Annotated in this window: 19 protein-coding genes; 3 read left to right on the forward strand and 16 right to left on the reverse strand. The window is 61.4% G+C overall.

Annotation, left to right across the window (positions count from 1 at the left end; all coding sequences use genetic code 11):
• Positions 1-5 precede the first annotated feature (5 nt).
• Entirely contained in the window at positions 6-149 is a 144-nt protein-coding gene (locus tag Q0316_RS18725) for a hypothetical protein (protein WP_298675281.1), read from the forward strand.
• Positions 150-460: 311 nt separating this feature from the next.
• Here Q0316_RS18725 and Q0316_RS18730 read toward each other — a convergent pair whose 3' ends face one another.
• The 7 genes from Q0316_RS18730 to rfaE2 form a co-directional block, all read right to left on the reverse strand.
• Positions 461-1,114, reverse strand: a complete 654-nt coding sequence (locus Q0316_RS18730) for a DUF4143 domain-containing protein (RefSeq protein WP_367179706.1) — start codon at positions 1,112-1,114, stop codon at positions 461-463.
• 12 nt (positions 1,115-1,126) lie between these two features.
• Entirely contained in the window at positions 1,127-1,681 is a 555-nt protein-coding gene (locus Q0316_RS18735; protein WP_298675284.1) for an AAA family ATPase, read from the reverse strand.
• A gap of 700 nt (positions 1,682-2,381) precedes the next feature.
• Positions 2,382-3,059 carry an RES family NAD+ phosphorylase gene (locus Q0316_RS18740; protein ID WP_298675287.1) on the reverse strand — a complete coding sequence of 226 codons (678 nt, stop codon included), beginning with the start codon at positions 3,057-3,059 and terminating at the stop codon, positions 2,382-2,384.
• 33 nt (positions 3,060-3,092) lie between these two features.
• On the reverse strand, positions 3,093-3,473 hold the full coding sequence (locus Q0316_RS18745) for an MbcA/ParS/Xre antitoxin family protein (protein ID WP_298675290.1): 381 nt from the start codon (positions 3,471-3,473) through the stop codon (positions 3,093-3,095).
• A 110-nt stretch (positions 3,474-3,583) separates the two neighbouring features.
• A complete protein-coding gene (locus Q0316_RS18750; protein WP_298675294.1) occupies positions 3,584-4,633 on the reverse strand; it encodes a mannose-1-phosphate guanylyltransferase/mannose-6-phosphate isomerase in 1,050 nt (349 codons plus the stop codon).
• Between the two features lie 264 nt (positions 4,634-4,897).
• The gene (locus Q0316_RS18755; RefSeq protein WP_298675296.1) at positions 4,898-5,422 is read right to left on the reverse strand and encodes an HAD family hydrolase; all 525 of its coding nucleotides are present in this window, start codon (positions 5,420-5,422) and stop codon (positions 4,898-4,900) included.
• Complete coding sequence (gene rfaE2, locus Q0316_RS18760) at positions 5,419-5,940, reverse strand: D-glycero-beta-D-manno-heptose 1-phosphate adenylyltransferase (RefSeq protein ID WP_298675299.1); 522 nt, start codon at positions 5,938-5,940, stop codon at positions 5,419-5,421. The genes Q0316_RS18755 and rfaE2 overlap by 4 nt, the downstream gene beginning before the upstream one ends.
• On the opposite strand from rfaE2, the gene Q0316_RS18765 reads away from it, so the two are divergent.
• Positions 5,908-6,501 (forward strand): D-sedoheptulose 7-phosphate isomerase, encoded by a 594-nt coding sequence (locus tag Q0316_RS18765; RefSeq protein WP_298675301.1) that lies wholly within the window; start codon positions 5,908-5,910, stop codon positions 6,499-6,501. The two genes, rfaE2 and Q0316_RS18765, sit on opposite strands and share 33 nt — an antisense overlap.
• Here Q0316_RS18765 and rfaD read toward each other — a convergent pair.
• From rfaD to Q0316_RS18810, 9 genes are read right to left on the reverse strand one after another with little or no spacing between them, the layout of a single operon-like run.
• Complete coding sequence (rfaD, locus tag Q0316_RS18770) at positions 6,474-7,463, reverse strand: ADP-glyceromanno-heptose 6-epimerase (RefSeq protein ID WP_298675303.1); 990 nt, start codon at positions 7,461-7,463, stop codon at positions 6,474-6,476. The genes Q0316_RS18765 and rfaD overlap by 28 nt on opposite strands.
• On the reverse strand, positions 7,460-8,407 hold the full coding sequence (gene rfaE1 / locus Q0316_RS18775) for a D-glycero-beta-D-manno-heptose-7-phosphate kinase (RefSeq protein WP_298675306.1): 948 nt from the start codon (positions 8,405-8,407) through the stop codon (positions 7,460-7,462). Before rfaE1 ends, rfaD begins: the two co-directional genes overlap by 4 nt.
• Positions 8,404-9,276: a hypothetical protein gene (locus Q0316_RS18780; protein ID WP_298675309.1), complete on the reverse strand. Its 873-nt coding sequence runs from the start codon at positions 9,274-9,276 to the stop codon at positions 8,404-8,406. Before Q0316_RS18780 ends, rfaE1 begins: the two co-directional genes overlap by 4 nt.
• The gene (locus Q0316_RS18785) at positions 9,273-10,586 is read right to left on the reverse strand and encodes a hypothetical protein (protein ID WP_298675312.1); all 1,314 of its coding nucleotides are present in this window, start codon (positions 10,584-10,586) and stop codon (positions 9,273-9,275) included. Before Q0316_RS18785 ends, Q0316_RS18780 begins: the two co-directional genes overlap by 4 nt.
• Positions 10,587-10,596: 10 nt before the next feature.
• Positions 10,597-11,526 (reverse strand): GDP-L-fucose synthase, encoded by a 930-nt coding sequence (locus Q0316_RS18790; RefSeq protein ID WP_298675315.1) that lies wholly within the window; start codon positions 11,524-11,526, stop codon positions 10,597-10,599.
• Positions 11,523-12,500 carry an NAD(P)-dependent oxidoreductase gene (locus Q0316_RS18795; protein ID WP_298675318.1) on the reverse strand — a complete coding sequence of 326 codons (978 nt, stop codon included), beginning with the start codon at positions 12,498-12,500 and terminating at the stop codon, positions 11,523-11,525. The genes Q0316_RS18790 and Q0316_RS18795 overlap by 4 nt, the downstream gene beginning before the upstream one ends.
• Positions 12,488-13,924 carry a nucleotide sugar dehydrogenase gene (locus tag Q0316_RS18800; protein ID WP_298675320.1) on the reverse strand — a complete coding sequence of 479 codons (1,437 nt, stop codon included), beginning with the start codon at positions 13,922-13,924 and terminating at the stop codon, positions 12,488-12,490. Before Q0316_RS18800 ends, Q0316_RS18795 begins: the two co-directional genes overlap by 13 nt.
• Complete coding sequence (locus Q0316_RS18805) at positions 13,885-15,342, reverse strand: glycosyl hydrolase family 28-related protein (protein WP_298675323.1); 1,458 nt, start codon at positions 15,340-15,342, stop codon at positions 13,885-13,887. The genes Q0316_RS18800 and Q0316_RS18805 overlap by 40 nt, the downstream gene beginning before the upstream one ends.
• On the reverse strand, positions 15,339-16,865 hold the full coding sequence (locus Q0316_RS18810; protein ID WP_298675326.1) for an oligosaccharide flippase family protein: 1,527 nt from the start codon (positions 16,863-16,865) through the stop codon (positions 15,339-15,341). Before Q0316_RS18810 ends, Q0316_RS18805 begins: the two co-directional genes overlap by 4 nt.
• Positions 16,866-17,039: 174 nt before the next feature.
• On the opposite strand from Q0316_RS18810, the gene Q0316_RS18815 reads away from it, so the two are divergent.
• A complete protein-coding gene (locus Q0316_RS18815; RefSeq protein WP_298675329.1) occupies positions 17,040-18,227 on the forward strand; it encodes a glycosyltransferase family 2 protein in 1,188 nt (395 codons plus the stop codon).
• Positions 18,228-18,367 lie beyond the last annotated feature (140 nt).

The following is an 18,367-nucleotide window of genomic DNA, read 5'->3' on the forward strand; positions in this document are numbered from 1 at the left end:
TGGCGTTGGCCACCACCATCCTATTCGCCGAGGAGGGCGCAAACATCATCGTCAAGGGGCTCATTCGCCTTGCGCGCAAACAGCGCAAGATGTCGGAGGCTGACACCTATCGGCCGAGGTCGGTATCGCGCGCAGCACGCTGCGACTGATCGAAAAGGGGCACCTCAAGGTAGAAATTGGGCTGGTCTTCGAAGCCGCGACGCTGATGGGTGTACCGCTCTTCGTTGACGAACCTTCGCGGCTTGCTCCCGCGATTTCCAGGGTCAACGACAAACTGTCGCTCCTTCCGCAGCCAGCGCGGCGTCCGCGCTCGGAGGTGAAAGATGACTTCTGATCGCCCTCATCCCGCAGCTGCGGCTATCCCCAAGTGGGGCGCGGCGATCAGGATGAAAACGCGTATTGCCACCGGGCCTTGTCGGGGGGCGTAAACCGCGCGTTGAGATCGGTCCACGGACGCGCCTTAGCCCCACAAGCTCGACAGCGGTGCCGCAAATAGCTTTTCGCCGAAGGGTACCACATCCGCGCTGTCGTAAAGGACGACGCCGCAGGCGAAGCGATCGCCGCATGCCTCGGTCAGTGCCCGCAGCCCCCCAAAGTCGCTGGGCTTGACCGTCGCGCTCGCCTTCACCTCAATGCCGACGATCATGCCATCGTCGCGCTCCAGCACCAGGTCCACCTCACGCCCATCTCGATCCCGGAAATGATAGGGCGATAGTCGCAGGTCGGTCGCGCTCATCAGCTTCAGGATTTCTGAGAAGACGAAGCTTTCCAGCAGCGCACCGAACGTCGTGCGATCGGCCTTTACCCGATCGAAGGTCAGCCCACGTGCCGTTGCAAGCAGACCGGAATCCAGAAAATGAAGTTTGGGCGTCTTCACCATGCGCTTAAGCGCATTGGTGAACCACGGCTGCACCATGGCGATCAGGAACACCTGCTCGAGCAGGCCGACATAGCGCTGGCCCGTCTTGTGGCTCACGTTAATCCCGCTGCCGAGTTGGGAGTAATTGACCAGTTGACCCGAATGCTCGGCCAGCAATCGCACGAATTTTGGCAGTTCCGTCAGCTTCTCGATATCGGCGATATCCCGCAGGTCACGAGTCAGGATCGAGGTCAGATACGACCGTAACTAATCCTGCCGCCGACGCTCACTTTCGCGGCTAATTGCCTCAGGGAAGCCGCCATGCAAGACGAGTTGTGCCAGATCGTCCCCGACGACAGCATCGGTTGGTTTAAGCGGTTGCCCATCGAACATCATTTCGAGAAAACGAGGCGCGCGTTGCGCGATCTCGGCGCGCGCCAAGGGGAGCATCGAAATAGTTTCCATTCGACCTGCCAAACTGTCGGTGACCCGTGGCAGTGTCAGCACGTTCGCCGATCCGGTGAGCAGGAATCGCCCGGATCGATAGTCCTCGTCGACCGACTTCTTGATCGCTAGTAGCAAATCCGGCGCTCGCTGAATTTCGTCGATGATCGCTCGATCGAGGCCCCGGATGAATCCTACCGGATCCGCCTGAGCCGCCTCAAGCGCGGTCTGATCGTCAAGCGTAATGTAGGAACGGTCGGCATTACCCATTTTTCGGACGAGCGTTGTCTTGCCCGCCCGTCGTGGTCCTACGATCAGCACCACGGGGGTATCCGCAAGAACTTCCCTGGCCCGTCGCTCTACAAGTCGCTCGAACATGGCTTCTCGGTCCCTCCAGCAGATCGGGACTATGGTGGTCGGCCAATTGGAAGTCAACGATGCTCTGATTGGAAGTTATATAACCGCCATCTGGAAGGCTGCTTCATCCAGCGCGGCAAGCGCCAGGGCTTTTCGATGAAGGAGCGCACCAAGACTGTGGATCGACATCCAAAGCGGGACTCTATCAGATTTAACTATAACTTTGATTTTGTACAATTTAACAATATCAGCGATTATGAAATCGGCGTCGCTTAAGACCAAGCCTTGTAGCGCCTTTCTCCCGGCTGCTCAGTCGCTTATCGACAAGTTTACAGGGGGTTGCGATTTGGGCGCCTATCCACAAGCTTGGGGCTCGGCTCCGGCCTATCAGGGGCAACCTCCGTCTTCAGCTTAGCGCGGGGCAGGTCACCTCGAGAGAACGATCATACGGTCTACGCACAGCCGGTCATGAGAGCTTCACGAGGGGGCGGATCGCGCGAACGGCCTTGGGGGCCACGCCTTCCGAATTCATACTCGAAAGCACGAACTATACGGGCCGAAAAGCTCTTTCCCCCGGCGAATGGCGGCGAGATGCCAAAAGTTCGTGCTTTCGAGTATGAATTCCAGCACGGTGCCCAATCGCCAACATGTCTTCATGTCGACACTCATATATCGGCCGCGATTCCGAAGCCCGCCGGCGCGAAGCGCCATGCTTCGTCGCTCATTTCGCGCGTGGCGAGCAGGCCGTCACTGGTGACGAGAAACGCCCAGCTCGAATGCGGGCGGGGCGGGGGATCAACGCGCCCGCATCGAGCACTATCACGTTGATACCGCCGCTGTGCCGCGCGGAAGGCGCGCGGATCGCGGCCACGCCGGCGCGATGCGCCTCGGCCGCCAACGCCTGGGTCGCGGCATAATCGTGCGGATCGGTCCAGCGGCCGGGCGGATCGGCAAAGGGGAGGGCGGTCAAGTCTATCGCGCGCGCCGTCTTTACCAGCACCGCAAAGGCAGACATCGGCGTTGGCGTGCGCGGCCGCACGAACCCCGGCGAGCGAGAGAAGCCGATCAGCCGCCAATAGGCCGTCTCGGCCACCGCCGTCGCCACATCCTCCGCCGCGTAGAAGATCCCCGGCAACACATCGCCCGCGCGGAACCGCGACGGCCGCCCCAGTCCATAGCGGAACGGCGAGGCAAGCAACCATGGCAGCTTGCGCGCAGCATAAGGGAGGGCAGGCTTCACCTCATCGGCGAGCGTCTCGAGTAGGGCCTGGTCGGCCGCATTGGCAGCGAGGCGGTTGGTCGAGATGCGATGCTGCGCCTCGACGATGCGGATCACGCGACCGCGATAGGTGCGCGCCTCAGCCGCGAGTGTGGCGGCGTCCGGCGAAGCAACGGTCATGCCGGGCAGGGGAGGGCGTCGCTGACTATCGCATCAAACCCGCGCGCGCAGAGTATCAACATAATCGCCGGTGCGCAGCAGCCCACGCACCGTCGCGATCAACTCGATCGGCGCGGCGCCGAGATCGGTGTTGCGCGTTTCAAGCCATGATCGCGCCGCGACATCATCCTGCCCCAGCCAGCTATCGAGCGAACGGAATAGCCGCAGCAGATGCTGCGCCAGCTCGAACGGCTTGCTCCCCGGCTCGAGCCGGTAGGCCCCGCTGCGCAAGCGCGAGACGGGCGGCGCGGACAGGCCGAGCACCGCGCCAAGCCGCGCATTCGACAAATGCCAAAATTCCGCGATCCGTGAGACCGCCTCGCTCAACACGCGCGATGCATCGGGGGTATGGACGGTACAGGCTGCGACAACCATTGCTCGCTCCTTATGAACGGAATATAGCACATTCGTTCAGAAGAACAACGAGACCTCGCGAAGCCGTTTCGACATTACGATACTCATACATATCGACATAAAGGACTATCTCACGCCTCCATCGCTTCGAGCAGCCGCTTCACTTCTTGGCTGCGGCCTCGTGGCAGGATCAGGATATCGTTACCCGACGCGATAATGGTCAGGTCGCTCACCCCCACCATGGCGATCCGCGCGCCATCGGTGCGGACTTGGCAGCGCTCACTATCGAGCGCGACTACGCTGCCGTGATGGACATTGCCGTCATCATCCGCCGCGCTGATCGCATGGAGCGCATCCCATGATCCCACGTCGCTCCAGCCCATTGTCACCGGCACCACCGCGACGCGATCCGCCTTTTCCATCACGGCATAGTCGATCGAATCCGCCGGACTGGCGGCAAAGGCCGATGCGTCGGGAAAGATGCGACAGCCTTCGTGGCGCGCCTCGGCCATCGCTGCCTTCGCCGCGTCGGTCATCTCCGGTCCGTGGGTCGCCAATGCGTTCAGGAAGCTGTCCGCGCGAAACAGGAAGATTCCGCCGTTCCACGCATGATCGCCGGAACGGATCATCGCTTCCGCGACCTCGCGCTGAGGTTTCTCAACGAAACGCGCGACTCGATGCACGCCGGGCGCGATCGGCTCACCAATCTGGATATAGCCATAGCCTGTTTCAGGCGCGTCCGGCTCGATACCGAAGGTGACGAGCCAGCCATCCGCGACCAGCGGCAACGCGGCGCGGATCGCGGCGTGGAAAGCCTTCACATCGGAAATGATATGGTCCGACGGCATGACCAGCAGCGGGGCGGCTGGATTCACCACAAGTGCGGCCAGCGCGATCGCTGGCGCGGTGTTGCGTCCCACCGGTTCGAGGATCAGCGCCTGTGGATGCGTACCGATAGCGTCAAGTTGCGCCTGGATCTCTCCGGCATGGGTGGCATTGCCGACGACGATTGGCGCCGTGAATTCAGCGCTCAGCGCGCGCTGCGCGGTAAGCTGAAGCATCGTTTCCTTGGCGGTCAATGCCAGCAGTTGTTTGGGTCGCTCCGGTCGCGACATGGGCCACAGTCGCGTACCTGACCCGCCGGACAGGATCACGGGAACAATGGCAAGTGTTTCCGTCATAAGTGCTCTCCAATCAGGCAGGAGCCCTAACCAAGAAACCGGACGCTGTGAAATAGCCGGCGAGAAGGGACGGCCCTGATCCGACCTGTCGACCCTTCGAAATATCAGATCAGGGCGCGCTCCAATCTTGTCTCAACGTCATCTCGTCGGAGCGGCGGCCACGCGGCGGGACAGCGATCCGTATGTCTTTCGGGCAGCGGCCAACGGATCATATCATAGAAGGCATTATCATATAAACATACCCACGGAATCACCACAGCTTACTTAGCGCGCGGCCAACACCTGCCGAACGCATGAGAGCAGGTCAGCGCCATCTCCATCCGCTCCGCAGAGGGCCGCGCTACCTGGTTCGCCAATAAGAAAGCATCGCGTCACGCCAGCGGAACGGCCGGCGGCAATATCCGACGGTTTGTCACCGAACAGGACGGATTCGTCCGGCGCAGCGCCAACATGCGCGGCACCATCCAGCAACATGCCGGGCATCGGCTTTCTGCACTCACACCCGTCGTCCGGCGCATGAGGGCAATGGAGTATCGCGGCGAATTCTATCCCTTCATCGGACAGAAGTGCGCGCATCCGATCTGTGACGCGCCAATAATCGCTTTCGCTGTAATAGCCGCGCCCGATACCGGACTGGTTGGTGACGACAATCAGCGCGTAACCTGCATCGCGAAGCATGCGCAACGCTTCCGGCACGCCAGCGATCAGCAGGAAATCTTCCGGTCGCCCGATATAGGAGAGGTCGTGGTTGATGACCCCGTCTCGATCGAGGAATGCGGCCTTGATCATATGTCGCGCACCCGGCGAAGCATTTCGCTCGTGGAAAAACCGTCGACGAACGGCATAATGACTGTCCGCCCACCCCATTCACGCATCACTTCGGCTTCGGGCAAACGATCGACCGTATAATCGCCGCCCTTCACATAAATGTCGGGGCGTATTCGTTTCAAAAGTTCGACCGGCGTGCGTTCATGAAACACGCCGACCGCCGTCACGCTCTCCAGTGCGGCCAGCACGATGGCCCGATCCTCCGCGCGGTTGATCGGGCGATCCGGCCCCTTGCCAAGCATCCGGACCGAATCATCTGAGTTCAACGCCACGAACAGCCCCGCTCCAAGCGCGCGAGCGGTGGTGAGATAGGTGACATGCCCGCGATGCAGCACATCGAAGACGCCATTGGTGAACACCAGAGGGCGTGGCAGGGCGGCAATCGCCTGCGTTGACAAGTCCAGGATTTTACCTTCCAAGCGCGCCTCCTTACCATGGAACAATATATGTCGGTCTTTGAACGAAATCTCGCCGAACATCTGGCATTGTTTTCAACGCTCAACACGCTTGAAACCGCCATCGCTCGCGCCGGCCGCGCGATTAGCGAAGCCCTGGCGGCTGGTGGCAAGCTCATGTTCTGCGGCAACGGCGGCTCCGCGGCCGACAGCCAGCATCTCGCGGCCGAATTCACCGGGCGTTTCGTCTCCGACCGCCGTCCGCTCGCCGGACTGGCGCTCAGCACGGACAGTTCCGCGCTGACTTGCATCTCGAACGATTACGGTTTCGAACATGTCTTCACCCGGCAGGTGCAGGGGCTGGGAAAAGCTGGCGATTGCCTGATCGGCATTTCAACCTCGGGCAATTCGCCGAACGTCGTCAACGCCTTCGGCTACGCGCGTTCGGCCGGCATCGCGACGATCGGGCTGCTGGGCCGTAACGGCGGAGCACTGGCCCCCCTATCCGACATTCCGATCATCGTGCCGAGTTCGGTCACCGCGCGCATTCAGGAGGCGCACATACTGATCGGCCACAGCCTGTGCGGAATGGCAGAGGAAGCGCTCGACCTGCTGCCTCAGGATCCAAGCAGCCGCTCGACATAATCCGCGACCCCCTGCTCGACCGTCATGAACGGCTCGCGATAACCAATGGCGCGAAGGCTGGTTATGTCCGCCTGCGTGTAGTTCTGATATTTTCCCTTCAGCGCCTCGGGAAAGTCGACATATTCGACAAGCCCCTGCGCCACTTGCTCCTCCAGCGACAACGCCGCTTTCCCCCCATGGGCGCGGATGCCGTTCACCACGGCATGGGCGATATCGTTGAACGGCTGCGCCCGCCCAGTGCCGAGGTTGAAGACACCCGCAACATCGGCATGATCGAGAAACCACAGTTTCGCTTTGACGAGATCCGCGACGTGGATGAAATCCCGGCTTTGCCCGCCAGCCTTCCAGCCGTCATAATCGCCGAACAGTCGGACCTTCCCCTCGGCACGAAACTGATTGACGTTATGAAAGGCGACCGAAGCCATTCGATCCTTGTGCGCCTCACCAGGACCGTAAACATTGAAATAGCGGAACCCTGCAACCTGCATCGGAAAGCCCGCCGCGCGCTGCCGGACAACATTGTCGAACAGCAGCTTGGAATAACCATAAACGTTCAGCGGCGCCTCGAACGGAGGCTCCTCGCGGAAAACGCGCGAAGAGCCATAAACCGCTGCGGATGAGGCGTAGAGCAGCCGCGTGCCGCGACGGATGCAGGCATCGAGCAATTCGACCGAACAACGATAATTGGTTTCCATCATATAGCGGCCGTCCTGCTCCATCGTGTCAGAGCAGGCACCTTCGTGGAACACCGCATCAACTGGATCGAACGCCCCGGTGGCAAAGCGGGTGTAGAAATCCGAATGATCGAGATAATCGCTGATCTTCAATCCGCTGAGGTTGAGGAATTTCCGACTGTCGGTGAGATCGTCGACCGCGATGACATCGGTAATGCCGCGATCGTTCAGGCCCGCGACAATATTGGAACCGATGAAGCCGGCGGCGCCGGTAACCACGATCCTCATCCGAAGACCTCCTCATATGAAACGGTTGATGTGCCGAATTTGGCGACGACCACGGCAGCCGCGCGATTGGCGGTGATCACCGCGTCGCGCAAATCCTGCCCCGCAGCCAGCATCGCGCCGACGACCGCGATTACCGTGTCGCCCGCCCCAGTGACATCGAACACCTCGCGCGCCTCGGTTTCGATCCGCAGGTGACCCCGATCGTCGAACAGCGACATGCCCTCTTCCGACCGGGTGACGAGCAAGGCATCGAACGCCAGCGCGGCGCGCAACGCCTGCGCGCGTTCCTCGAACTGCGCTTCGTCGCACCATGTCCCAACGACACGCGCCAATTCCTGGCGGTTCGGCGTTACGATCGTCGCGCCGCGATAAGGGGTGAAGTCGCTCCCCTTCGGATCGACCAGAGTCGGCACACCATGCGCCTTCGCGACCGCGATCATCCGCGCGACATGGGCCAGCCCACCCTTGCCATAATCGGAGAAGATCACCGCTCCCTGCTCGGGCGCGCGTCGCTCGAACTCAAGGAACAGATTGGCAAGTTGCTCATCGACCGGCGTTTCTTCGAAATCAATCCGGATCAACTGCTGGCCCCGACCGGACACACGCAGTTTGACGGTGGTCGCCAGTCGCTGGTCGCATTGCAGCGCGTAATCGATCCCCGCGTCGTCGAGCAGCGCGCGCACCCGATGCGCGTCGGCGTCATCGCCTGTGACGCTCAGCAAACACGGCTGCGCACCGAAGGCATTGATGTTGAGAGCGACATTGGCCGCGCCGCCCAGCCGATATTCCTCGCGGCGGACATGCACCACTGGAACCGGCGCTTCCGGCGAGATGCGCTCGACGTCGCCGAACCAGTATCGATCGAGCATGATGTCACCGACGACGAGTGCGCTGGCGTTGGCGAACCGGTCGCGGTCGGGAGCTTGGAATGGCAAGCGGGTCATTTCACATCCAGAAAGCGAGCAAGCGACAGATCGAGATCGGCGTCGAATACCGCCCAATGATCATGCGCAAGGCTTGATCGCGGTAGCCAGAAAATATTCGGTCGCGGCGACAGCACGAAAACCGGGCGACCCGCGCGCTCCGCCAGATGTGCCGGCAGGCTGTCCGCCCCAATCACCGACCCCACCGAATCGACCGCCGCGATCAATGCCTCGAAGCGCCGCGGCACCATTTCGAAGGGAAGGTCCGAATGCTCAAGGTCGGGACGCTCGCCTTCGAGCAGAAACAGCCGCGCATGCTTGCCGCTCCGTGCGATGGCGGCGAGCGCCGCGCGCACCACATGAAAGGGCAGGTTCTTCGCCGCGACGCGACTGCCGGGGAACAAGCCAACGACAGCATCCACCATTGCCCCCCCCTTGGCGGACACAGATCCCTCAAAAACGATCCCCGCAGCGGCGAGGAAAGCGTCATAGGCCGCGTAGATATTGCGTGCCGTTGGCAACGCCAGCGCGCCTTGCGGCGTAGCCAGCCAGCGTTCGCGCCAGCCATTCTTGTCCAGCACCAGCGTGGTACTCCGATCCCGCGCCTGACGAACGGCGCGGCGCAGCATGGTCGCGCTTCGGATCGCGGCGCGCGCACCGGCCCGGCGCGTATCGAAGATCGCCGGCACCCCGCTTATCCCGCTACCAAGGAAGGTAAGGCCGCAGGCTGGAGACACGGCTTCCGCCAGCGGTCGCAGGTGGTCGCCCGCCAGAATCGACAGCCGTGCCCGGTCTTCGGGCGCGGCTCGTTCAAGCGAAGTCGCGGCGATCACGAAATCACCGAACGCCTTCACGGAAAGGAACTGCAACCCGTAGCGTGCATCATTCACGGCAAGGCGCTTCCGGTGCCGGACTCAATCTTGCGACGATAACCGGCCTGATAATGGAAACCGGTGATGAGCAGGAATGCGACAATCGACTGCGCCGACAGTTTGACGGCCGGAATAATTCCGTCCCGCCAGTGGGGGATGAAGATGACGAGCGCCACGATGTAAGCGCCGAAGCGCAACGGCACGATCCCCGCCTTCACCCCCCTGTCCCAAGCCGGTTCGAAGCTCATCATCCTCTGGAAGAGAAAACCGAGCAGGCCGTATACGATGACAACCGCCACCATTCCGCCTTGCAGGACGACTTCGGCCAGGAACGAGGTCGCTCCGAGTGGCGAAACCCCCTGAAGCGCCAGATTTCCTTGATAGACCAGCGCGTCCTTCCCCTCCCATAAGAAGCGCGGCACGAACGCCAGGCCGGCGGTGAGGAAGCGCGCGCCATATTCATGGCCGATAGTCAATGTCTGGAGCCGTTCCTCGATTCCTGGAAGCGAATGGCCGGCGTAGATGCCTTCGGTGAAGGTGTAATACAGGAGGTTGAACCACGAGAAGCTGTCCGAGACGCGCAGCACCGAGACCAGGATCAGAACAAGCATACCGCCGCCAACCAGCGCAGCGCGCGATGCCGGTTTCCGCAGCCAATCGCGCGACGCGGCCAACAGCACCCCCGCCGGAAGCAATGCGCTTACCACCTCTAGTCGCTTGGCGCGCACCGCGAGGGCAAAAACCAGAATCGTCAGCGCCACCGCAATGAACATCTTTAACGGCACACGCCCCGATCGTTCGCCAAGAATCAACGCCAGAAGGATGGCGAAACCGAACGCCTCGATCGATGAATAGATGATTGCATTGCCCAGCGTCGCGATTGGCGAATAATATTCCGACGCATAGCCGCTGAAGAATTCCGCGACGCCGAAGAAATAGACGCCCAGTGGAAACAACGCGAAAAGCACCATGAACCATAGCATGGCCCGGGTTTCCGTACCCGTATTGAGACGAAAGCTGAGCACAAAAAGCGGGGTTCGCCGCAATCCGGCGATTATGCGCCCGCCCTCCATGCCGAGCAGGGCAAGTACGGCATAGCGCATCGACATCAATGCCAGCCCCGGATCGGCCGCGGCTGGGTGCAGGAACGCTAACCCCCGCGGATTGATCGACAGGAAACCGAGCGCGGCCAGCGGCACGGAATAGTAAACGGTCGACAGCGTCGCGAAGTCGATAAGCGACGGGAACCGGGCGGTAAGCAGGTTTCGCATCGACCGGGCGGTCAAGCCAAGTGCTATCGCCAGCAGGATCCAGAATTCGATCGCCACCGGCTTGGCCTTAACGCCCGTCGCGCAGCCATGCGCGATACATCGCCTCCAGCCCGGCGCGCAGCGGGGTGAAGCGATCGAAGCCGCCTTCCGCGAGCCGCGCATTGTCCATTAACTTGCGCGGTGCGCCGTCAGGCTTGCCGGTGTCAAAACGCAGGTTCCCATGGAATCCGACCACTTCGGCAATCAACCGCGCCAGTTCGGCCACGCTCGTTTCCTGGGACGATCCGGCATTGATCAGCCCGCCACGATCCCAGTGCCGCATCAGATGGACGCAAGCATCCCCCAGGTCGTCTGCGAACACCAGTTCTCGCAGCGGCGTACCGGTTCCCCAGACCACCACCTCTTCGGCCTTTGCCTCGCGCGCCTCGTGCATCCGGCGCATCATCCCCGCGACGAGATGGCTCGTTACCGGATCGAAATTGTCGCCGATGCCGTAAACATTGCTTGGCATCACCGAGAAAGCATCGAAACCATATTGCGCGCGATAGGCGTCACACATCGCCACGCCAGCGATCTTTGCCACGGCATAGGGCAGGTTGGTCGGTTCGAGCGGGCCGGTCAGCAGGGAATCCTCCCGGATCGGCTGCTCCGCCGCGCGCGGGTAGATGCAACTCGATCCAAGGAACAGCAGCTTCCGCGTACCCGCCCGGTACGCCGCATCGATGACGTTCACCTCGATTTCGAGATTTTCACGAATGAAATCTGCGCCATAGGTCTGGTTGGCGACGATGCCGCCCACCTTTGCGGCTGCCAGAAACACCCATTCCGGTCGCTCTGCCTCGAAAAAGGCGCGAACCTGCACGCGATCGCTCAAATCGCATTCGGCGCGCGTGCGAACGATCGGGCGGGGAAGGCCAGCGCGCCCAAGCGCGCGGACGATCGCACCGCCCACCATGCCGCGATGCCCGGCCACGAAGATGCGGGCCGCGCCGGTCATAACAGCGCATTCCTTTCCATCGGTCCATGGTCCACATACCACGCGATCGTGCGTAGCAGGCCTTCGTCAAGCGTTATCCGTGGCACATAGCCAATCGCGCCCATCTTCCCGATATCCGGGCAGCGGCGCGGCGTGCCACCTTCCATCGCCGGTCCTGGCCGTACGTCGAGTGCCAGCCCCAGCCCTGTGACGATACGTCCGACGAGATCGCGGATCGACACCTCTTCCATGGAACCGATGTGATAGACCTCGCGGTGGCCGCCCGCCGCGTGCATCCTTATGATGCCGTCGACGATATCGTCGACATAGCAGAAGGCGCGCGTCTCGCTTCCATCGCCCTGGATCTCAATCGCGCTTTCCCCGGCGGCCGCAGCGGCCTGCGCCTTGCCGATCAGTTGCGGGATGACGTGTTTCCACCCCATATCCGGACCATAGACATTATGCGGACGAAAAACCTGCACCTGCCGGAACACGTCCTTGCCGTAGTTGAAAGCGATCAGCTCACTGATCAGCTTCGACCCGCCATAGGAATAACGAGGGTTGAGCGGATCGGGGATCACCATCGCCGTGGTTTCGTCGGTCGGCACCACGGCGGGCGTCTGATAGACTTCGGCGGATGAGGCGACAACGATGTCCGGCACTCCGGCGCGCCGCGCCGCGTCCATCACCGCGAGCACACCCCGCACTCCGACATCGAGCACTAATTCCGGTCTGTTATAGAAATTCTCGGTGCCGTTGATCGCGGCAAGGTGGAACACCGTCTCCACGTCGTCAAGCGCGCTGGCCAGCGCATCTGTGTCGCGCACGTCGCAGCGCTCACCACGTATGCCGGCGTGCCCCGCGATACGCGCTGGTTCGCCACGCAGGAAATTGTCGATCGCGACAACATCATGGCCGTCGTCGGCCAGCCGACGACTGAGATATGCGCCGATGAATCCGGCCGCGCCGGTAACCGCTACTTTCACGCTTTCCACCCCGCAAGACCGCCGACCGTGAAATAGCGCTGCTTCAACACAGTTGGTCCCTCATGGCCGAAATGGTTCCAGTAATCATAGATGAAGCCGTCCGGAGCCAATCGATCGGCGATATGCTCGAACATTGTACGGCGATAGGCTGGATGATTGTTGGCGACAAACAGGATGTCGGCATCGTCGGCGGCCTCGACCAGCGAACCAGCGGGGGAAAGGTGAAGGTCGAGCGCCCGCACATTCGCGTCTGACACGACTGCATCAAATACTGCCAGCGGTGCCGAATAACCTTCGGCGCGAATCGCGCTTATGACGGCCAGCGCCATGGATCCGCGCAGATCATCGGTCTCGGGCACGCCCTTGAAAGCCAGTCCGGCCAGCGCCACTCGAATGGGTCGCCGCCCGGCGCGGCGTTCGAACAGCGCGAAGGCCTGACGTACCGTTTCCTGGGGCTGACGTTCGTTGACCCGACGCGATGCACCGGCGATCTCGAGATCGATCCCCCGCAGGCCGAGCGAATGGCGCAGGATATGGGGATCCTTCTCCAGGCACGGCCCTCCGACCAGGCCGGGAAGCGCGACATTGGTTCGCGCATATCCCAGCTTCCCCGATTCGATCACCTCGACGGCGTTGATGCCGATCGCGTCGCAGGCGCGCGCGACCTCGTTGGCGAAGGCGAAGCGGACATCGCGAAATGTATTGTCGATGAGCTTGATCATCTCGGCGGTTTCCGGTGCCGAAACACGCACCACCGAACTGGTCAGCGCGCCGAACAGCGCGCTCGCACGTATGGTGGCTTCCTCGTTCAGTCCGCCGACGATCTGGGGTAACGCGCCAATCTCCCGCAACGCATCGCCTTCCAGCGTGCGCTCAGGACACATGGCCACAAGCGCGCGTCTCCCGGCATCCTCCAGGACTTTCGCGACCACGTCTCGCGTTGTGCCGATCTGAACGGTTGAACGCAAAACGACCAGCGCATCGCCCTGTATATGCCCTGCGACCTCGGCAGCGGCATGGCGGACCATATCGAGCCGCGGCACGCCATTCGCATCCAGCGGAGTGCCGACGGTAATGATGTAGCTATCGCAGGCCGGGATATCGGCGAACGATGTAGCCGCTCGCAACTGGCCACGCGCGACGACCGCCGCCAGTACGTCGCCGAGCCCTTCTTCCGAAAAATGCGGGGTGCCCGCATTGGTGAGAGCGACGACATTTTCACGCCGCTCGATGCCAAAAACGGTCATTCCGCGCTGTGCCATGGCGACAGCGAGGGTCAACCCGACATAGCCTAGGCCAACGATAGCAACTTTCTGGGAATCCAAAGCGACGCGCCCCGTGAAATTGACGGCCCGGTTAGTCTCTCGCTCACGAAAACACAATGTCCGCTTGATTAGGCGACAGTCGATGTCTCCACCCCGATCAAGCGCCACCCCATCGCCGCCGTCACCACAATCGCGCGATCGGGTATCAGACGAAGCGTAACCTCGAGGGCGGACATCTGAGGCCTGAAAATGTGCTGCGTCACCGGCGCCTGAGCGCCATCGTCGCTGACGATCATCTCCTCGACGACAGGCCGGCCCCTCGAATCCCGCAGCCGCGCGACAACGCGCCACGCGGCTCCCGGCCAGGATGGTGCCAGCCAGCCGCCATCCCGTTCCTTCGCGAAGCCGGCAACATCGCGCACCCGCACATTGCCCGCTGCCCGATCGACGACGAGCAAAGGCGTCTGGCAATTCTCGACGAGACCGCCCGCAATCGCCAACCGTGCACCCGGACCAACCTTCGCCACGGCCCCGCGGAGATTGCGGAACTCGCATGCGTTGAACCGGAAGCGCCCTTCCAGCCCGGTGGCAAGGCCGCTCGAGGTTGACGCCTGGGTATAGACAGGGTTGGTCGCCAATGCATCGAACACGCAGCCGCTGAAGGTGAGCGCGACATTGCGCCCCGCCCCCTGTTCGATCGCTAGACGTGGCCAGTTGCGGAACTGGCAGCCGGTGAACAACGCATCCACATCCGACGCACGGCTTTGGACATGGCCGGAGAAGCTGTCGAATTGCTCGTTCTGAAGGAATGAGCAGCCGGTGAATGTCAGGCCGCGCAGCGACCTGCCGTCTTCGGCAAAAAGGATCGCCGCATAGCGGCTGTAGCAAAAGACGCTGTTGGCGATCGCAATATCGGCGCATGCCGCGATCGCGGTCACGGCGTAATTGGCGAGATAGGTATAAAATCCGCCGACCAGCACATTTTGCGCATGATCGAACACGATGCCGTTGAGCGCCTGGTCGATGATGACGTCACGGACGATCCCGTCGGCGCCCTGAATATGGATCCCCGTTCCGACCGCCGACAAAAACAGATTCTCGATCGAAAATCCTTCAGCACGGACAGCTATGAACGGCGCGCGCGGTGCCGAGCCAAGTGCGCGGAATCCACTGATCCTGACGGGCGCGCCGCCCGGATCATTTTCGTTTACGCCCTGCGCGCGGCCTAGCACGAACGTCGAGCCTGATGCGCGCTGAGCATCTATCTGCGTCGCATAGCCTGATCCGGCAAAATCCTGCCCTTTACGGATATGAACCGTGCCAGCGATCCGATACCGGCCCGGCGGCACGATAATCCGCCGCTCCAGCGCCGGCGACCACGACACAGCCGCATCCGTCGCACGATTGAAAGCGGCGGTGTCGTCGGTCGTGCCGTCGCCCATCGCGCCCATGTCACGCACATTGACTTCCGGCACGGCGCGTCCGGCTGAAGTCGCAGCCGATGCGTGGAACGCGAGGCTGCTTCCCACCGCGCCGGCGCCCATCCCGATCAGGAAATGCCGCCGCTGGCCGACCGGATCGATCATTCACCCACCATCGCCGAGAAAAGTCGTTCCCGGCCACGTCCCGCAAACGTCCGCAGCCGATCGAATGCATCGCGCGTCGAGATCGTCGCGGCGGCAAGCGCCAGCGCTCCGGCGAGGGTAAGCAGCGCAAATCCGCCGATCCGATCCATGTCGGCACCCGGCGCGATAAGGCGCAGCACGACGCATATCATGAACGCAGCCGTAACCGCCGGCAAGGTATCCCGTACATACCATTTATGCAGCAGGCCCTTGAGGTGTCTGCGGTGCAACAGCGCCAATCCAACCGTCACGAACCCGGAGTTGATCGCGAGCCATGTTTCGGCCGCCGCCAACGCGCCATAACGCGGGACTGCTATGAGCAATACGATGATCAGAATTACCGCCGCGACGATGTTCATCCGCAACGTAAAGCGTGTCTCACCCTCCGCGAGCATCCCGAAATAGGGAATCTGCATCAGTGCATTGAGAAACGTGCCCCCCGCCAATGCTGCCAGCAAAGAGCCTGTTTTCGCGGCGATCGCCGGGTCATTCGTCCACACCCGGACGACGAGACCGGAAAATACGCACAGCACCGCCGCGCCGCTGCTCGCGACGATCGCCACGAGTTGGGCTCCCCGATGATAGGTCGCCTCGAACGCGGCACGGTCGCCGGCCGCGACGCTGCGTACCAGCCGCGGATAAGCCCCCTGCACGATCGGTGCGGTCACCGCCACCAGCACACTGCACATGGTGAAGGCTAGGGTATAGAAACCGAATTCCGTCATCGGCAGAATGCGGGTGAGGATCACCTTGTCGGCCTGCGTCAGGATCAGCGCGGTCAGGTTAATCCCGATCATGCCCAAGGCAAACGCCTTGATTTCAGCGAGCGCGGAAGGCGAAAAACGCGCCGCTCGCCCATCAGAGGGGATCGCCACGCCCAGCTTCGCGCGAAGCAGAATGACCGAGATGGCCGACACCAGCAGATGCCAGCTGAAAAATGCGACGATCGATGGCCGCCACAGCAGGACAACCAACGCTGCTCCGCCAAAACGCGCGGTGGTGGCAATCACGTTGAAGCCGTTGAACCAGACCTGTCGTTCCAGCCCGTAGAGCGCGCTGCGATAGATTGCCTCCCAGAAGCGCAGACCGATCACCACCCCCATGCACTGAAGCGCGGTCCGTACCTCGGTCGGCGGCAGGTTGGTCCTGAGCCAGCGCGTCGCGATGAAATCCGCCCCCAGCAACAAGGCAAGCGCCGCTAGCATGCCGATCGCCGCACAGATCATCTCGACCGAGCGCAGCAGATCCCTGATTCGCGTCGGCGACACTAATCCGCCGGAAAAGCGGGCCATCTCGCGCTGCAAGGTGGGGGTCATGCCCAGGTCGAGCAGCGCAAGCCATGCCTGGAGCGCGGCAAAGATGCCGACCAAGGCATAGCTCTCGATGCCCAGCGCCGAGACGTAAACTGGCACGAACACCAGATTCATCGCCGCCGACCAGCCCTGGCCGACATAATTGGCGATGATGTTGTTGCGCACGCTCACGCGTCGGATTCCGCTTGCTGATGCATGGATGCACTCAATACATGGTCTAAGCTGCATGTACCAGTTAACCGGGAAACCTCCGGTCGCCAATTACGGAAGATTGGTCGACCGAATCCCAGCATTTCCACCGCCTTCAACGCGATCAGGCGTCTGGGGCGCTTTTATAGGTGAAGATTGACTCACTCCAGCAAGCCCGGCAACGCCCCTCGGCTAACGATCATGATCCCCACGCGGGAGCGCGCGAGCTATCTCGGCCATTCCATCCGGGCGTGCCTGCGCGCACCGGTCGCGGACATGGAGGTTCTGATTCTCGACAATGCAAGCGCTGACGGGACACGCGATATAGTCCAGGCCATCGGTGATGATCGCATCCGGTACGAACGATCGGAACAGCGATTAAGCATGCGCGACAATTTCGAGCGTGGGCTGGAACTTTCGCGCGGGCAGATCATCTGCTCGATCGGTGACGATGATGCCATCATCGCCTCACGATTGACCGATGCGCTGGCGGTTTTCGACGATCCGAAGATTCAGGCGTTATCGGCGGACCGTGTTCATTATGCATGGCCGGATATCAAAGGCGGGCGGCGGAACAGCGTTTTGGTGCCACGCCACGAAGGGATGCGAACTTTGAAGAGCCGCGGCGAGCTGCGCAACCTTCTGAAGAACGGGAATTATTACAATCTTCCGTGTGTATACCATGGATTTGTACGAAAATCTTTGATCGACAAGATAAAAATTAGACAACGTCGCTTCTTTTTATCGAGTCAGGTCGATATGTTTTCATCAATTGCCTTGTCAATGGAAGATATAGATTATAATTTCAGTCTATCTCCATATTTTATCAATGGTGGGTCAGCCAGAAGCAATGGGGCTTCTCATTTCAAGGGCGGGACCGAGCAAGAGAGGGATCTTTGGAAAATTGAGGATGACATTGGGTTTTTACCTGCTTTCCAAAATTGGGTAACAGTAAAGGCGCTTATCATCGAATCCGCGTTGCGTTATTCTGCAGCTAGCGGCCATCGGATTTATGACATCTTCGCGAGCGAGGATATTGAGGCGGCATTGGGGGAGGAGGTCAATGCACGTAAGGCAAAGGGCCTTCTTGATGGCGATGCGAATATCTTGCGCGAAGCAGTCGGCGGAGCAGGCCCCTTTCCCCTCCGCGCCGCGCCGCGCCGGCTATCGCGAATTGTGCGGTCGTTCCTTGCCATGCGTCCAGCAGACATGGCGCGGAGCGGCAGGCATGATGTCGATGCCGTTGCGCACTGGGTGGACGAAAGGCTGGCCGACCGGAGGCTAGGGTTAATCAGCAACCCCGTCGACCAAATTCGTGCCGCATTGGCAATCGCGAGAGATTGACGGGGACTCAGTAGCGAAGACGCTAGTGGATCGTATCCGACAAAGGCACCCGCTTTTGCGGAGGTCCGATCCGCTAAGCTATGGATTAGAGCGGTTTTCGATCAGTCTGCATCGTAGCCGGCGTTAGCGAAATAGTTGGC

Origin of the sequence: uncultured Sphingomonas sp., from assembly GCF_937871615.1 — a bacterium.
Classification (GTDB): Bacteria; Pseudomonadota; Alphaproteobacteria; order Sphingomonadales; family Sphingomonadaceae; genus Sphingomonas.